Source organism: Kitasatospora sp. NPDC098663 (genome assembly GCF_044760075.1).
Taxonomy (GTDB): Bacteria; Actinomycetota; Actinomycetes; order Streptomycetales; family Streptomycetaceae; genus Kitasatospora.
Map to the genome: position 1 here is coordinate 38,414 of NZ_JBIWAP010000040.1, position 15,864 is coordinate 54,277.

The following is a 15,864-nucleotide window of genomic DNA, read 5'->3' on the forward strand; positions in this document are numbered from 1 at the left end:
GAATGATCAAGTGAAGGTTGTGGCATGAGGAAGAACCGAGCCTCGGTCCGCGCAGTGGGCGTGGGCATCTCGGTGGCACTGCTGGTCGCCGGTGCGGCGGCCTGTACGTCCGATGACAAGAAGGACGAGAAGGACACCGCGAAGGCTCAGGCCGCCACCGGGGCGCCCGCGGCGACGCCCGCGCCCGCGTCCACGTCGAAGGGTCCGGAGGCCTTCGCGGCGGCCGGGTACCGGGGGCTGAAGCCGGGAATGGCCAAGGACGCCGGGCTGGCCACCGGCGCCCTGGAGAGCGTGCCGGTCTCGCTGCTCGACGGCTGCACGGACTTCGTCTACAAGGGCGGTCCGGCGCCGGACCAGGCCCGGATGGCGGCCGAGGCGGCCACCGAGGCCCGCTACAAGGACCTGAACGCCAAGGCCGACGCGGCCTCGGGCAAGGCGCCCGCCCCGGGGGGCACCCTGCCGCCGAACGCCTCCGCCAAGGACGCGGCCGCCGCCGCCGCGGGCTCCGCCGCCGGGGCCAAGGGCTCGGCCGACGCCGCCAAGGCGATCGCGGACGCGACGATGGCCCTGGTCGACCTGCGGTTCGCCCAGGAGGCCAAGGACAAGGCGTACCTGGCCACCGGCCGGGTCTCCTTCGCGGCGACGGGCCTGCGCGAACTGGTCGCCCCGGCCGAGGCGAAGACGGCCGAGGGCCTCGGGGCCGGTTCCACCGTGGAGGCGCTCCAGCAGGCGTACGGCGCCAAGGGCCTCCAGCTCGCCAAGGGCGGCACGTACGTGATGCCGGTCGAGGGGCAGCAGGGCTGGCAGTACGAGTTCACCGTGGACGGCGACAAGGTCGCCGGGATGGCCGTGGTGAACCGCGAGATCAAGTGCGCCTGACCGCCTGACGGTTGGCTGAAGGGCCGCCCGTGGTGATGAGCCGTCGAACGCCACCAAGGGAGGCCCGTACGCGCGCCGCCCCCGCCACGATGGTGATCGCGGCGGGGGCGGTGGACGTCGTTCCGCCCGATCAGTGGGCGGCCGCGCGCTGGAGGGCGCTGGCGAGGAGGGCGAGGTCGGTGGGGCCGTTGCCGAGTTCGCGGACCGGGCGGCGGGCGGGCGGGGCGCCGAGTTGGAGCGGGTCGATCGCGACGACGGTGGGGCGCAGGGTGGCGGTGCGCGGGATGCGGCCGCTGATCCGGGCGGTCTGGAAGGCGGTGACGCCGCCGTCCGGCAGGCGCAGGTAGCCGCGGCCGGGGGTGTCCTCGGGCAGTGCGGCCGCGTCGCCGAGGTGGATCAGTAGGTCGGAGTCGGCCGGGTCCTCGGTGCGCAGCGCGATGCGGAGCAGGGCGGCCTCGTCGACCTCGGTGCCGGCGCTCTCCTCCGGGTGTCCGGTGGTGACCGCGAGGTGGACGCCGAGCGGGCCGCCGTGGCGGGCGACGGCGGCGAGGGCGCGGGCGAGCGGGCGGCCGGCCGGGGAGGTGGGGGAGAGCAGGGCGTCGTAGTCGTCCACGACGACGACCAGGCGGGCGGGGCAGGGGGCGGCGGCGGGGGAGGCGACCGGCCGGGCGCCGTCGCCGCTGCGCGGGTGGATGATCTTCGGGGTGGCGGCGGAGGCCGCGCCGACGACGGCCGGTACCGGGACGGCCGGGTGTCCGGCGAGGTTCTGCCCGGCCAAGCCCTGTTCGTCCAGGCTCTGCCCGTCCAGGATGCGGGCGGCGTGCCAGGAGGCGAAGTCCAGTCCGTCGAACAGCCGCTCGCGCAGGGCGAGTTCGTCCTCCAGGGCCTCCGCGGCGAGCAGCGCGGCCCGCGGGTCGTCGGCGGCGTTCACCAGGCCGGTGACGTGCGGCAGTTCGGTGCAGCCGTCCAGGCCGTCCTCGGTGGACCGGCCCTCGATGAGGGTGACGGTGAGGCGCTCGGGGCGTTCGGAGACGGCGAGCGAGGCGACCAGGGTGCGCAGCAGCTCGGTCTTGCCGGAGCCGCGGGCGCCGCCGATGAGCAGGTGCGGGCCGCCCGGGTCGGGGGAGGGGAGGGCGAGTTCGGGGTCGGCCAGGTCGAGCGTGCAGAGTTCGTCCCGGGTGGTGCCGAGCAGCGCGGTGGCGGCGCCGATGCCGCCGGCGTGTGCCGCCCAGCGGGCGGACAGCTTGGCCGGGGTGACGGTGTCGAGCTGGAGCAGTTCGAGCAGCCGCAGCGCGTCGGGCAGCGGGCCGCGGGCGGCCGGGGCGGCCTCGCGCAGCGGGGCGAGCACGCGGGCGAGCCGTTCGGCCCAGGCGTCGGAGACGGCGTCCAGGGAGACCTCGTGCAAGGTCTCCCGGCCGCGGGCGACGGGGCGGTCGAGGGAGAGCTGGGTGCCGACCTCGCCGGTGATCAGGGCGGTGGCGCCGAGGCCGCGGGGGAGCAGTTCGGGCTGCTCGGCGAGGCAGATCGGGAAGATGCCGACGGCCGGGCCCTGGCGCAGCAGCAGGTCGACGGCCTGCCGGGCGGTCTCGGTGGTCGGGCGGCCGTCCACCACGACGACGGTGGCGGGGTGGCCGCCGAGGCCGGCCGGGCCGCTGAGCCGGGTGGTCAGTTCGGTCAGCCGGGCGGTGGCCTGTTCGTCGTCGAGGCCGAGCAGCAGGCGGCAGTCCTGGCCGTCGGCGGGGCGCAGGTGGGGCAGCCAGAGGGCCCAGGCCCAGGTGTCCGCGCGTTCTTCGGGGGTGCGGGCCTGGTCGGCGTCGACGACGACCAGGCTCAGGCCGGTCGGCGGGTGCAGGGCGGCGAGCTGGGCGACGACGGCGCGGGTGAGCGCGTCCAGGCGTTCGCGCGGGCCGCTGAGGCCGAAGCTGCCGGCGGTCTGCAGGTCGAGGGTGACGGGGACGGCGGGCAGCATGGTGCCGGGCGCGGTGCCGGGGCCGCCGGGGCGGTCGGCGGTGCCCAGGCGCAGGGTGAGCGCGTCGGGGTGGCCGGGACCGCGCTCCCAGAGCCGGGGGCCGGGACCGACGGCGTTGAGCAGCAGGGTGGCGAGATCCGGCCATCGTTCGCGCTGGGCGGCGGCCTGGCGCAGCCGTACGGCGGTGTGGTGGCGTTCGGCGCTCTCCTGGCCGGGCGGTTCGGCGGTGCGGCCGAGTCGCAGCGAGAGCAGACCGCGGCCGCGACCGGGGGCGGGTTCGGGGGCCGCCGGCGGTTCGGCCACCGGCGGGGCGGGGCGGACCGGGCCGGGGGCGGCGAGCTGGAGGTGGCCGTGGCCGTCGGGCAGGGCGGCGCGGCCGGTGCCGTCGGCCGGGTCGGGGGCGGCCACGTGCAGGGTGGATTCGCCGATGCGCAGCAGGGCGCCGGCTTCCAGCGGGACGGCTTCCTCGGGGGCTCCGGGCGGGACGAGCCGACCGTCCAGGGTGGTGCCGTTGGTGGAGCCGAGGTCGCGGACGGTGATCCTGCCGTCGTCGGCGAGGTGCAGGGCCAGGTGCAGCCGGGAGACGTCGGGGTCGTCGAGCGGGACGTCGGCTTCGCCGGAGCGGCCGATCCGGATCTCCCGGCCGTGCAGCCGGTGCACTCCGCCGGCGTCCGGGCCGCCGACCACGCGCAGTTCGGCGGCGGCGGGGGTGTCGTCGGGGTCGTCGGCGGTCGGGTCGGGCTCGTTGAGGCTGAGGACGGCCCCGTCGAGGAGCGGGGGGTGGCCGAGCAGCGTGTGCTCGTCGACCCGGTGCGCCCCGGCGTACAGGTGCACGTGGGTGGCGGCCCGGGGCCCGCGCACGCCGACGGCGCCCGCGAGGGCGCCCGCGAGGGAGCCGAGCGCGGTGCCGACGGGTGCGGTGACCAGCACGTCCACGTAGGGGATGGCGGAGCCGGCGGCGGTCGGGCCGCTGCGCGGTCGGAGGACGGTCAGCCGGATCTGCATCTCGCCCGCGGGTCCCTTCTGCTGGTGTGGAGCCTGGTACCGCTGCCCGGTGTCGTCGCGGGCGCGCGGGGCGGCCGCGGCGACCCTTTGGGCCACACGAGTGGCGAGTGTCCATCCTGCCATCCGTCACGGACAGTCCGCGCACCGTACCGGATTTGACGATCTTGCGATCATCGCCATGGTGGAGGCGACGGAGGGTCAGGTCAACCGGTGCGGCGGGGGCCCCGTCGGCGGGCCCGCCGAACCGGTCCGGGAACTCCCCTAGGGGATGTCCCCCAACCCCTCCGGGATGGCCTGCCGGTCGCCCCAAAAACCTGAACGGACACCGTTAGAGTGGCCGCAGACACGGGCCCGGCAGGCTCACCGCACCGGCGGAGGAGCGCCCCGCGCGGGCGGCACGACGAGGAGTGCGACAGGTGCGGCCAGTCGGCAGCAAGTATCTGCTTGAGGAGACCCTCGGACGGGGTGCCACCGGGACGGTCTGGCGCGGCCGGGTGCGTCCCGACGTCCAGGTGCCCGGCAGCGAGCCCGGGCAGCTGGTGGCGATCAAGGTGCTGCGCGAGGAACTGGCGGCTGACCCGGACGTCGTGATGCGCTTCCTGCGCGAGCGCTCGCTGCTGCTGCGACTGACCCACCCGAACATCGTCCGGGTCCGCGACCTGGTGGTGGAGGGCGAGCTGCTGGCCCTGGTGATGGACCTGATCGACGGCCCCGACCTGGCCCGCTACCTGCGTTCCAACGGCCCGTTCAGCCCGATCGCCGGCGCCCTGCTGATGGCCCAGGTCGCGGACGCGCTGGCGGCCAGCCACGAGGACGGGATCGTCCACCGCGACCTCAAGCCGGCCAACGTGCTGCTCGCCTCCACGGTGCTGGACGGCACCGAGCAGATGCACCCGATGCTGACCGACTTCGGCATCGCCCGCCTCGCCGACTCCCCGGGCATCACCCGCACCCACGAGTTCGTCGGCACCCCCGCCTACATCGCGCCGGAGTCCGCCGAGGGCCGCCCGCAGACCTCCGCGGTGGACGTCTACGGCGCCGGGATCATGCTGTACGAGCTGGTCACCGGCCGCCAGCCGTTCCAGGGCGACAGCGCGATCGCGCTCCTCCACGCCCACCTGGCGCAGGAGCCGCAGCGGCCCAGCACCATGCCCGAGCCGCTGTGGACGGTGATCGAGCGCTGCCTGCGCAAGGACCCGGCGCAGCGGCCGTCCGCGACCTCGCTGGCCGGCGCGCTGCGGGTGGTGGCGGCCGGCGTCGGGGTGCACGCCTCCCCGGCGGCGGTGGACGAGGCGCTCGCGGTCGGCTCGCTGCTGCTGCCGGACCCGCGCCCGACCTCCGTCCCGGGCCCCGGCGCGGGCGTCCCCGGCCTGTCGCCGACGGGCCCGGCCGCCCCGCCGGCCCCGCAGTACGACCCGGCGGGGGCGACCCAGGTGATGGGCACCCAGCCGCCGCCCGCCCCGCCGTTCGGGGCCCCGGACCGCACCCAGGTGATGCCGCCCACCGTCGTGCCGCCGCCCCCGCCGGGCGCTCCGGGTGTTCCGGGGGCTCCGGGGGAGGAGACGCCGCACCCGTGGCAGACGCAGCTGCGGGCGGCCCGGGACCGCAACCAGCAGACCCAGGTCGGCTACTTCGGCCCGGAGGACTTCGAGGACCCGCAGGTCGCCCCGCGGCCCTTCCAGGCCGGGCCGGCCGGCCGCCCCGGCTACCAGCCGCAGCCGCCGCCCGGCTACCACCCGGACCAGCGGCGCCAGGGCCCGCCGCCGCCCGGGTACGCCCAGCGGCCGCCGGTGGCCCCGCCGCCGTACCAGGGCGGTCAGGGCGGCCAGGGTTACCAGGCCGGGCAGACCGGTCACGGCGGCCGGCAGCAGCCAGGGCCCGGTGGACGTCCGCAGCCGCCCGGCGGCTACCGGCCGGCCCCGGCCGCGTACGGGCAGTCGCAGGGCGGCTACCCGCCGCCGCCTCCGCCCACCCCGGTCCCGCGCCGGGCCGAGCCGCCGCAGCACCGTGAATCCCCGCAGCACCGCGAGCCCGCGCAGCGTCGGGAGGAGCCGCAGCACCGCGAGCCCGCGCAGCGCCGGGAGGAGCCGCGCGAGCAGGACCGCCGCGAGCCCGCCCCGCCGCGCGAGCGGCGCCAGCGCAGCCGCAACCGGATGTACATCCCCGGGCTCGGCTGCCTCAAGGGGTGCCTGCTGGTGCTGGTGGTGCTGGTGGTGGCCGGGTTCGCGCTGTGGAACTTCACGCCGCTGCCGCACTACTGGGACAACATCCAGGGCTGGTTCAACACGGTGCGCGACTGGGCGGACGCCCTGTTCGGCAGCTCGAAGAACTGACGCCGGGCCAGGACCCGCCGCGCGGGCCCGCCCGGTCCAGGACCGGGCCCGCGCGGCGGGATTGACGCTTTGTCGACAATTCATGAGATTTCTCGCCCGAGACTGCCCGCCCAGGGCCCTCGGGCGGCCCGCGCGGGGCGCCGGGGCGCGTAGGTTGGTCGCTGTTGTCCCGCCCCACCGAGCGCACCGGACCCCCGGGCGCGCTCCCGCGCCGCCCACGGAGCAGCATTGGCACGCAAGATCGGCAGCCGGTACACCGTCCACCAGGTGATCGGCCGGGGTTCGGCCGGGACGGTCTGGCTCGGTGAGGGGCCCGACGGCCCGGTGGCGGTCAAGCTGCTGCGCGAGGACCTGGCCGCCGACCAGGTGCTGGTCGGCCGCTTCGTCCAGGAGCGCGCCGCGCTGACCAGCCTCGACCACCCCCGGGTGGTCGGCGTGCGCGACATGGTCGTGGACGGCAGCGACCTCGCCCTGGTGATGGAGCTGGTCCAGGGCACCGACCTGCGCTCCCGGCTGGAGCGCGACGGCGCGCTCCCGCCGCAGACCGCCGCCTCGGTCATCGCGGACGTCGCCGACGGCCTGGCCGCCGCGCACGCCGCCGGCATCGTCCACCGCGACGTCAAGCCGGAGAACGTCCTGCTCGACCTCGCCGCGGCCCCGGGCCCCGGCGGCGCCCCGCGCGCCAAGCTCACCGACTTCGGCGTGGCCCGCCTGGTCGACGCCCCGCGCCGCACCCGGGCCACCCGGATCATCGGCACCCCCGACTACCTCGCCCCGGAGATCATCGAGGGCCTGGAGCCGCGCGCCGCCGTCGACATCTACGCCCTCGCCACCGTGCTGTACGAGCTGCTGGCCGGGTTCACCCCGTTCGGCGGCGGCCACACCGGCGCGGTGCTGCGCCGGCACGTCACCGAGCAGGTGCCGCCGATCCCCGGCCTGCCGGACGGGCTGTGGCGGATCATCTCCGAGTGCCTGGCCAAGGCCCCGGCCTCCCGGCTGCGGGCCGCCGAGCTGGCCGCCCGGCTGCGCGAGCAGCTGCCCTCGCTGGCCGGCCTGCCGGTGCTGGCCGTCCCCTCCCAGGGCCGCGCCCCGGCGGAGGAGGCGCTGACCCCCGGCGAGGCCGTGTACGCCGAGGTGGACGGCGGCCCCGGCATCCACAAGCGTCGCCGGGGCCCGGCCGTCCCGCTGGTGCCCGGCGTCGCCCCCGACTCCACCCGGGACACCCACACCAGCCTGCGCCGCCCCTCCGCGGACCAGCTGGCCGCGTACGCCGCGGAGTCCCGCGCCCAGCGCACCGCCCCGGGCACCGGGCACCGCCGGGACCGGCAGGCGCTGCTGCGCCGCCGCCGGGTCCTGGCCGTCCTGCTGGCCACCGTCCTGCTGCTGGCGGGCGCCGCCGCGGCCTGGACGGCCTTCGCGGCCACCGCCCCGGACGCCGGCCACCCGGCCCGCCCGACGGTGTCCGGCACGGCCCCGCGGGCGCCGTAGAACGCCGTCGGGCGGGTACCGCGAGAGCCGGAGGACCCCGGTGTCGTCATGACCACCCCCGGAACCATTACCCTGGGGGCGTGGCAGCCGTCGATCCTTCCGAAGAGCTCAAGAACCTCGAAACGACCATGGGGTCGATCGAGGCCGTCCTCGACCTGGACAAGATCCGGGCCGACATCGCTGTCCTGGAGGAGGCGGCAGGCGCCCCCAACCTGTGGGACGACATCGCGAACGCGCAGAAGGTGACCAGCCGGCTCTCCTTCCTCCAGGGCGAACTGCGCAAGGTCGAGGGCCTGCGCAGCCGTATCGACGACCTGGGCGTGCTCTTCGAGCTGGCCGAGGCCGAGGACGACGCGGACACCCGGGTCGAGGCCGAGGCCGAGCTCGTCTCCCTCCAGAAGGCGGTCGAGGAGCTGGAGGTCCGCACCCTCCTGTCCGGCGAGTACGACGCCCGCGAGGCGCTGATCAACATCCGCGCCGAGGCCGGTGGCGTCGACGCCGCCGACTTCGCCGAGCAGCTGATGCGCATGTACCTGCGCTGGGCCGAGCGGCACGGGTACCCCACCGAGGTGTACGACACCTCGTACGCCGAAGAGGCCGGCATCAAGTCCGCGACCTTCACGGTCAAGGCGCCGTACGCCTACGGCACCCTGTCGGTCGAGCAGGGCACCCACCGCCTGGTCCGCATCTCGCCCTTCGACAACCAGGGCCGCCGGCAGACCTCCTTCGCCGGTGTCGAGGTGCTCCCGGTCGTCGAGCAGGCCGACCACGTCGACATCGACGAGGGCGACCTGCGGATCGACGTCTACCGCGCCTCCGGCCCCGGCGGCCAGGGCGTCAACACCACCGACTCGGCGGTGCGCATCACGCACCTCCCGACCGGTGTCGTGGTCTCCTGCCAGAACGAGCGCTCGCAGATCCAGAACAAGGCGTCCGCGATGAACGTCCTCCAGGCGAAGCTGCTGGAGCGGCGCCGCCAGGAGGAGCGGGCGGCGATGGACGCGCTCAAGGACAGCGGCAGCTCCTGGGGCAACCAGATGCGCTCCTACGTGCTGCACCCGTACCAGATGGTCAAGGACGTCCGGACGGAGTACGAGGTCGGCAACCCGCAGGGCGTGCTGGACGGCGACATCGACGGCTTCATCGAGGCGGGCATCCGCTGGCGCAAGCAGCGCGAGACCGCCGCGCAGTAAGCGCGGACATACGGAACAGGGCCCCCGACCGCAGTGGTCGGGGGCCCTTTCGTGTGCCTCGGTGGGCTCAGGCCAGTGCCTGCCGGGCGATCAGTGCCACCGCGAGCAGACCGGCCAGCATGGCCAGCAGCATCGCGGGGGAGAGCGCCGCGAACGGACCCTGCTGCTCCTGCAGCCGGGCCCGGTTGGCGCGGCAGACCGCGCAGCGCCCGTCACTCACGCGGCCGTTGCAGTTGGCGCACACCAGATGGTCGCAGGTCATGCGATCTCCTCCTCGCTGCTACAGCCAACGCACCGGACGGGGCTTTGGTTCCTCTTCTTGCCCTGTGCGGGGGAGCGCCCGAACACGGACGCCACCTCCACTCTGCCAGGTTCTGACCGTTCCGGCTCCCGGGCTGTGAGATGCCTCCCAATTTTCGGGGCATAACCAGACATTCTCCCCCAGGTTTCGACGGCTGTCCTGGGCGGGCCCTGCGCGCCGACCTCCGATTCGCGTATGGTCCCAGACCGGGAGCGGCCCTTTCCGCTCCCGCCACCCGCCCCAGGGCCGGGCGCCCGGGGTGGACCGACCGAGGACTGGCGCCGCCTAGGATGGCCTCCGTGATGCAGCCGTGATCAGATTCGACAACGTCTCCAAGACCTATCCCAAGCAGAACCGTCCCGCCCTGGACAACGTCTCGCTGGAGATCGAGAAGGGTGAGTTCGTCTTCCTGGTCGGCTCGTCCGGCTCGGGCAAGTCCACCTTCCTGCGCCTGTGCCTGCGCGAGGAGCGCCCCTCCACGGGCGAGGTGCACGTGCTGGGCAAGGACCTCGGCAAGCTGTCCAACTGGAAGGTGCCGCACATGCGCCGCCAGCTGGGCACCGTCTTCCAGGACTTCCGCCTGCTGCCCAACAAGACGGTCGCGCAGAACGTCGCCTTCGCCCTCGAAGTGATCGGCAAGCCCAAGAGCGCCATCAACAAGGTGGTGCCCGAGGTGCTGGAGCTGGTCGGCCTCGGCGGCAAGGAGGACCGCATGCCGGGCGAGCTCTCCGGTGGTGAGCAGCAGCGCGTGGCGATCGCCCGCGCGTTCGTGAACCGTCCGATGCTGCTGATCGCGGACGAGCCCACCGGCAACCTCGACCCGCAGAACTCGGTCGGCATCATGAAGCTGCTCGACCGCATCAACCGCACCGGCACCACGGTGCTGATGGCCACCCACGACCAGGCCATCGTCGACCAGATGCGCAAGCGCGTCATCGAGCTCGACAAGGGGCTGCTCGTCCGCGACCAGGCCCGCGGCGTCTACGGATACCAGCACTGACCGACCGGCGCAGCCGGCGCTGAACCCGTAGGGCCGTCCACCCGCGTCGCCAGACCAGCAGTACCGACCCTGGAGTTGTTACCCGCATGCGTGCCCAGTTCGTCCTGTCGGAGATCGGTGTGGGTCTCCGCCGCAACCTGACGATGACCATCGCGGTCGTGGTCAGTGTCGCGCTCTCCCTCGCCCTGGCCGGTTCCTCGCTCCTGGTCCGCGACCAGGTGAACTCCATGAAGGGGTACTGGTACGACAAGGTCGAGGTGAGCATCTACTTCTGCACCAAGTCGGACGCGCGCAACTCGCCGCAGTGCGACAAGGGTGCGGCCACCGACCAGCAGGTGCAGGACATCAAGGCCCAGCTGGACAAGATGGACTCGGTGGTCCAGTCGTCGACCTTCGAGAGCTCCGCCGAGGCGTACAAGCACTGGAAGGAGATGAACCCGGACAACCCGCTCATCTCCGTCCTGGGCCCGGACGCGATGCCGCAGTCCTGGCGGGTCAAGCTGAACGACCCGACCAAGTACGACGTCATCCAGAGCGCCTTCGCCGGCAAACCCGGCGTCAAGTCGGTGGAGGACCAGCGGAAGATCCTGGAGAACCTGTTCGGTCTGCTCAACGGCCTCCAGACGGCGGCCTTCGTGATCATGGTGCTGATGCTGTTCGTCGCCCTGCTGCTGATCGTCAACACCGTCCGGGTGTCGGCGTACAGCAGGCGGCGCGAAACCGGCATCATGCGCCTGGTCGGTGCCTCGAACTTCTACGTCCAGATGCCGTTCATCGCCGAGGCCGCGTTCTCCGCGTTGCTCGGCGCGGCCATGGCCTCCGGACTGCTGGTCGGCGGCCACTTCTTCGTCCAGAACTGGCTGGCCGACCGGGTGCAGTTCATCCACTTCATCGGCCTCGGCTCGGTGCTCGCGGTGATACCGCTGCTGATCGTGGTCGGTATGGGCATGGCCGGCGTGGCGGCGTTCTTCACCCTGCGCAAGTACCTCAAGGTCTGACCACCTCCGGCCCCGGCGGCCCCGGACGGCACTGCGCCGTCCGGGGCCGCCGTCGTTTCGCCCGCCGTTGTGGCCCGTCGCGCCCGACGCGGTGTCTACACTCCGATGCCATGCTGGAAACTCCGCGCAGGGCACGTCAGGTGGCCACCCTCAGCCTGGTGTTCGGCGTCGTGCTGATCGCCGGGGCCGCCACCGGCGCCTGGGGCGACCCGCCGCGGCACCCGGCCGCCGGCGCCGCCCCGATCGCGGGCGCGGCCCCGGGCCTCCCGGCGGACCCGGCCGGCACCGCCCTGTCCGAGCAGCAGGCCGAGCACCTGCTCGGGGCCAACGGCGACCGCTGGGGCGCCTACTACAGCGCCCAGGAGTACGCCGCGTTCAGCCGGGGACTGGACGGCCGCTACCTGGGTGTCGGGCTCTCGGTGGGCCGCGGCGAGGACGGCGTCACCGCGATCTCCCAGGTCGCGCCCGCCGGGCCCGCCGCCACGGCCGGGATCGAGGTGGGCGACCGGCTGCTGCGGATCGACCAGGACCAGGCCGACCACCTGCCGGTCACCGAGGTGGTGGCCCGGCTGCGCGGGCGCGACGGCGAGCGCGGGGTGGGCTCCGAGGTCACCCTCGCGGTGCGGCGCGGTGCCGGCGAGGTCCGCGAACTGCGGCTGCGGCGAGCCCTGCTGGACAGCCGGCAGGTCACCGCCGAGCAACTGGAGAAGGGCGCGCTGCGGATCGCCGTGCGGGCCTTCACCAGCGGCGTGACCGATCAGGTGCGCGCCGCGCTGCGCGCCCCGCACGCCGGTGTGGTGCTCGATCTGCGCGGCAACTCGGGCGGGTTGGTCGAGGAGGCCGCCGGCACCGCCGGGATCTTCCTGGACGGCGGAGCGGTCGGCTCGTACCAGGAGCGCGGCGAGACCCGGGAGTTGACCGCCCCGCCCGGGGGCGACCAGCGCACCCCGCTGGTGGTGCTGGTCGACGGCGGCACGATGAGCGCCGCCGAACTGCTCACCGGCGCGCTCCAGGACCGCAGCCGTGCCGTGGTGGTGGGCTCCCGGACCTTCGGCAAGGGCACCGTCCAGCAGCCCAGCCGGCTCGCCGACGGCGCCGTGCTGGAGCTGACCGTCGGCCGCTACTACACCCCGGCCGGCCGCTCCCCGGAGGGCACCGGCCTGACCCCGGACGTTCCGGCGGCGGCCGGCGAGGACGCCGACGCGCTCGCCCTGCGGGTGCTGGCCGGGCTCGGCACCCGGGCCTAAAGGGGCTGCCCCGAACCGGCCGAAGTGCGAGAATGGCCGCGCTATGGCAAAGGAAACCGGACAGAAGCTGATCGCGCAGAACAAGAAGGCGCGACATGAGTACACGATCCTCGACACCTACGAGTGCGGCCTCGTGCTCACCGGTACGGAGGTGAAGTCACTGCGCGAGGGGCGGGCCAACCTGGTCGACGGCTACGCCTACATCCAGAACCACGAGGCCTGGATCGACAACGTGTTCATCCCCGAGTACACCCAGGGGACGTGGACCAACCACGCGGCCCGGCGCAAGCGCAAGCTGCTGCTGCACCGGCTGGAGATCCGCAAGATCGAGAGCACGGTCCGCGACGCGGGCCACACGCTCGTCCCGCTCTCGCTGTACTTCAAGGACGGCCGGGTGAAGCTCGAACTGGCGCTCGCGGTCGGCAAGAAGCTGTACGACAAGCGGCAGACGCTGCGCGAGAAGCAGGACACCCGCGAGACGGCCCGTGCGGTGGCGGCCGCCCGGCGGCGCCAGCGTTAATCCGCTGGACCCTCACCCGCCGCCTCGCGTACTATGGCGGCAGCAACACGGACGGTCACCGTCCGGCTGTTTCTCAACAAAACATGGGGATGATCGGTTTCGACAGGGGATGTTGAAACAGGGGAAGCGAGCCGAGGAACGCGGCAATGATCTCGTTAACCACGTGTCGCAAAAAAATAATCGCCAACTCTAAGCGCGATTCCCAGCAGTTCGCTCTCGCTGCCTAATAAGCACCGATAGCGCTTGGGTGTCAGACCGGGGAGTTCCCGACCCGGACCCTGGCATAATCTAGGGAACTCAACCGTCCGCCCGGGCTGCGAGGGTGGATGGGAAATCAAACAGCAGCTGGGCCTGTTGGCGGCTTGTCCGTGTGACTGCCAGGGCCGAGAAAATCACAGCGGACTGCGCTCGGAGAAGCCCTGAATTAACTCCACTGGACCCGGGTTCGATTCCCGGCATCTCCACCACCCCATGTTGACAGTGAAGGCCGTCCACCGCTTTGCGGTGGGCGGCCTTCACGTTTACCCCGGTTGGGGCGTAGGATCATCCGTCCGCTCGTTTTCCGGAGCCGGATTCCGCCGCTACCACCGAGGCCATGCAGAGCAACACTGACACCACCGCCGCCACCGACCGCGAGACCGTACGCGAGCGCGAGATCGCCGGTGAGCAGCAGCACCTCGACACCGTCTACCGCCGGCTGGAGGAGAAGCTCGCCGAGGCCGAGTACATCCTGGAGGACGCCGCCAAGCGGGTCCACGTCGGCACCCCCGGCGCGCTCGCCGAGCGCGACGCCCAGGTCTACCGGGCCGGCGCCCACCTCCAGCGCCTGAACAACGAGTTCGAGGACTTCCTGTTCGGCCGGATCGACCTCCAGCGGGCGGACGCCCCGGAGGAACACGGCATCCCCTCCGACACGCCGCTCGACCCGGCCGACCCGGCCGTCGCCGAGACGCTGCACATCGGCCGTCTCGGCGTGCTGGACGCCGAGTACGGTCCGCTGGTGATCGACTGGCGGGCGCCCGCCGCCGCGCCGTTCTACCGCGCCACCCCGGTCGAGCCGGGCCGGGTGGTCCGCCGCCGGGTGATCCGGTCCAAGGGGCGCAGGGTGATCGGCGTCGAGGACGACCTGCTGCGTCCCGACCTCACCCCGACCCTGAACGGCCGGGAGCTGGCGGTGGTCGGCGACGGCGCACTGATGGCCTCGCTCGGCCGCGCCCGCAGCCACTCGATGCGCGACATCGTCTCCTCCATCCAGAAGGAGCAGGACGAGGTGATCCGGGCGGCCGCCGCCGGCGCCACGCTCGTCACCGGCGGCCCGGGCACCGGCAAGACCGCCGTCGCCCTGCACCGCGCCGCGTACCTGCTGTACCAGGACCGCCGCCGCTACGCCGGGGGCATCCTGGTGGTCTCGCCGACCCCGCTGCTGGTCTCCTACACCGAGGGCGTGCTGCCCTCGCTCGGTGAGGAGGGGCAGGTCGCCATCCGCGCGGTCGGCTCGCTGGTGGACGGCATCGAGGCGGGCACCTACGACAGTCCGGAGGCGGCCCGGGTCAAGGGCTCGGGCCGGATGGTGCAGCTGCTGCGCCGGGCCGCCCGGGCCGCCCTGGAGCTGGGCGCGCCGCAGGAGCTGAAGGTGGTCGCCCGTGGCGAGGTGCTCAAGCTGGACGCGGGCCGGCTCAAGGCCGTGCGCGGCAACGTGATCGGCTCCGGCGGCACCCCGCTGAACCTGCTGCGCCCGCGTGCCCGCCGCCTGCTGCTGGACGCCCTGTGGCAGGAGGTCACCCGGCACCTGCCGAAGCCGACCGACCACTACGCCCGCGAGCAGCGCCAGGAGGAGAAGGAGTCCTTCGACGAGTACGTCTCGGACGAGGCGTCGTTCCTGGACTTCCTGGACGCCTGGTGGCCCGCCGTGACCCCGCGCCGGGTGCTCGGCACGCTCAAGCAGCACCGGCACATCAACCGGATCGCCCGCCGCGCCGTCTCCCCGGACGAGGCGAGGCTGCTGGCGGCGTCCTGGCGCCAGCTGTCCCCGGCCGGCGAGGGCGCGCTGTCCGCGCACGACGTCGCGCTGGTGGACGAGCTCCAGGTGCTGCTCGGCGAGGCGGCCCGGCCGAAGGTGCGCGAGGTGGACGCGGTGGACCTGCTGAGCGGGCTGGAGGAGGTCACCACCTTCGCCGATCGCAGCTCCCGCCAGCGCGAGCGCGTCCCCGTCGAGCGCACCGAGTACGCGCACGTGATCGTGGACGAGGCGCAGGACCTCACCCCGATGCAGTGGCGGATGATCGGCCGCCGGGCCCGGATGGCGACCTGGACGATCGTCGGCGACCCGGCGCAGTCCTCCTGGCCGTTCCCGCAGGAGGCGCAGGCCGCGCTGGACGAGGTGCTGTCCGGCAAGCCGCGCCGCCGCTTCACGCTGACCGTCAACTACCGCAACCCGGCGGAGATCGCCGAGGTCGCGGCCAAGGTGCTGGCGCTCGCCGCGCCGGGCACCCCGTCGCCGACCGCGGTGCGCCGGGTCGGCGTCGAGCCGCGCTTCGCGGCCGTCGTGGATCCCGCCCCGGAGGCCTTCGGCGCGGCGGCCCGGGCGGAGCTGGAGCGGCTGCTGTCCGAGGTGGACGGCACCGTGGCGATCGTGGTGCCGATGGACCGCCGGGCCGAGGCGGCCGGCTGGGCCGAGGGCCTGGGCGAGCGGGCGGTGGTGCTGGGCAGCCTGGAGGCGAAGGGCCTGGAGTACGACGCGACCGTGGTGGCCGACCCGACCGGCATCGCCGGCGAGTCGGAGGCCGGCCTGCGGGTGCTGTACGTGGCGCTCACCCGGGCGACCCAGCGGCTGACCGTGCTGTCCGGTCCGGACGACCTCCCGGACGCGGCCGGCGTGCCCGCGCTGCTGCACGGCTGACGGCCGGTCCGCCGGACGAAGAAGGCCCCTCA

At 73.9% G+C, this 15,864-nt stretch carries 11 protein-coding genes and 1 other RNA gene; 10 read left to right on the top strand and 2 right to left on the bottom strand.

All coding sequences use genetic code 11. From position 1 onward, the window contains the following. The first annotated feature begins 24 nt into the window (after positions 1 to 24). Entirely contained in the window at positions 25 to 879 is an 855-nt protein-coding gene (locus tag ACIQVZ_RS32760) for a hypothetical protein (protein WP_402454980.1), read from the top strand. A gap of 130 nt (positions 880 to 1,009) precedes the next feature. Here the strand turns inward: ACIQVZ_RS32760 and ACIQVZ_RS32765 are convergent, their stop codons facing one another. Continuing rightward, positions 1,010 to 3,949: an FtsK/SpoIIIE domain-containing protein gene (locus ACIQVZ_RS32765; RefSeq protein WP_402454983.1), complete on the bottom strand. Its 2,940-nt coding sequence runs from the start codon at positions 3,947 to 3,949 to the stop codon at positions 1,010 to 1,012. Between the two features lie 320 nt (positions 3,950 to 4,269). On the opposite strand from ACIQVZ_RS32765, the gene ACIQVZ_RS32770 reads away from it, so the two are divergent. The 3 genes from ACIQVZ_RS32770 to prfB all read left to right on the top strand — a co-directional run bounded on the left by ACIQVZ_RS32770 (position 4,270) and on the right by prfB (position 8,867). After that, positions 4,270 to 6,186, top strand: coding sequence for a serine/threonine-protein kinase (locus ACIQVZ_RS32770; RefSeq protein WP_402454987.1), 1,917 nt, complete (start codon positions 4,270 to 4,272; stop codon positions 6,184 to 6,186). Between the two features lie 228 nt (positions 6,187 to 6,414). Further along, positions 6,415 to 7,674, top strand: coding sequence for a serine/threonine-protein kinase (locus ACIQVZ_RS32775; protein WP_350881105.1), 1,260 nt, complete (start codon positions 6,415 to 6,417; stop codon positions 7,672 to 7,674). A gap of 80 nt (positions 7,675 to 7,754) precedes the next feature. Beyond that, positions 7,755 to 8,867 (top strand): peptide chain release factor 2, encoded by a 1,113-nt coding sequence (gene prfB, locus ACIQVZ_RS32780; protein ID WP_350881107.1) that lies wholly within the window; start codon positions 7,755 to 7,757, stop codon positions 8,865 to 8,867. Between the two features lie 67 nt (positions 8,868 to 8,934). On the opposite strand, the gene ACIQVZ_RS32785 is transcribed toward prfB, so the two are convergent. Then, complete coding sequence (locus ACIQVZ_RS32785; protein ID WP_350881109.1) at positions 8,935 to 9,129, bottom strand: hypothetical protein; 195 nt, start codon at positions 9,127 to 9,129, stop codon at positions 8,935 to 8,937. Between the two features lie 349 nt (positions 9,130 to 9,478). Between ACIQVZ_RS32785 and ftsE the strand changes: the two genes are divergently transcribed. The 6 genes from ftsE (at position 9,479) to ACIQVZ_RS32815 (ending at position 15,832) form a co-directional block, all read left to right on the top strand. Continuing rightward, positions 9,479 to 10,168 carry a cell division ATP-binding protein FtsE gene (gene ftsE, locus ACIQVZ_RS32790; protein WP_063349173.1) on the top strand — a complete coding sequence of 230 codons (690 nt, stop codon included), beginning with the start codon at positions 9,479 to 9,481 and terminating at the stop codon, positions 10,166 to 10,168. Positions 10,169 to 10,254: 86 nt separating this feature from the next. Beyond that, entirely contained in the window at positions 10,255 to 11,166 is a 912-nt protein-coding gene (gene ftsX, locus ACIQVZ_RS32795; RefSeq protein WP_350881111.1) for a permease-like cell division protein FtsX, read from the top strand. A 110-nt stretch (positions 11,167 to 11,276) separates the two neighbouring features. After that, a complete protein-coding gene (locus ACIQVZ_RS32800) occupies positions 11,277 to 12,413 on the top strand; it encodes a S41 family peptidase (RefSeq protein ID WP_402454992.1) in 1,137 nt (378 codons plus the stop codon). 43 nt (positions 12,414 to 12,456) lie between these two features. After that, complete coding sequence (smpB, locus tag ACIQVZ_RS32805) at positions 12,457 to 12,933, top strand: SsrA-binding protein SmpB (RefSeq protein WP_350881115.1); 477 nt, start codon at positions 12,457 to 12,459, stop codon at positions 12,931 to 12,933. Positions 12,934 to 13,018: 85 nt separating this feature from the next. Next, positions 13,019 to 13,400: a transfer-messenger RNA gene (ssrA, locus tag ACIQVZ_RS32810) on the top strand. 128 nt (positions 13,401 to 13,528) lie between these two features. Beyond that, positions 13,529 to 15,832, top strand: a complete 2,304-nt coding sequence (locus ACIQVZ_RS32815; protein WP_402454996.1) for a HelD family protein — start codon at positions 13,529 to 13,531, stop codon at positions 15,830 to 15,832. Positions 15,833 to 15,864: the final 32 nt, after the last annotated feature.

Bases quoted from the DNA above. Each gene is read 5' to 3' on its own strand.
- smpB (WP_350881115.1), top strand. From the start codon at position 12,457: ATGGCAAAGGAAACCGGACAGAAGCTGATCGCGCAGAACAAGAAGGCG.
- ACIQVZ_RS32785 (WP_350881109.1), bottom strand. From the start codon at position 9,129: ATGACCTGCGACCATCTGGTGTGCGCCAACTGCAACGGCCGCGTGAGT.
- ACIQVZ_RS32815 (WP_402454996.1), top strand. From the start codon at position 13,529: ATGCAGAGCAACACTGACACCACCGCCGCCACCGACCGCGAGACCGTA.
- ACIQVZ_RS32800 (WP_402454992.1), top strand. From the start codon at position 11,277: ATGCTGGAAACTCCGCGCAGGGCACGTCAGGTGGCCACCCTCAGCCTG.
- ACIQVZ_RS32760 (WP_402454980.1), top strand. From the start codon at position 25: ATGAGGAAGAACCGAGCCTCGGTCCGCGCAGTGGGCGTGGGCATCTCG.
- ftsX (WP_350881111.1), top strand. From the start codon at position 10,255: ATGCGTGCCCAGTTCGTCCTGTCGGAGATCGGTGTGGGTCTCCGCCGC.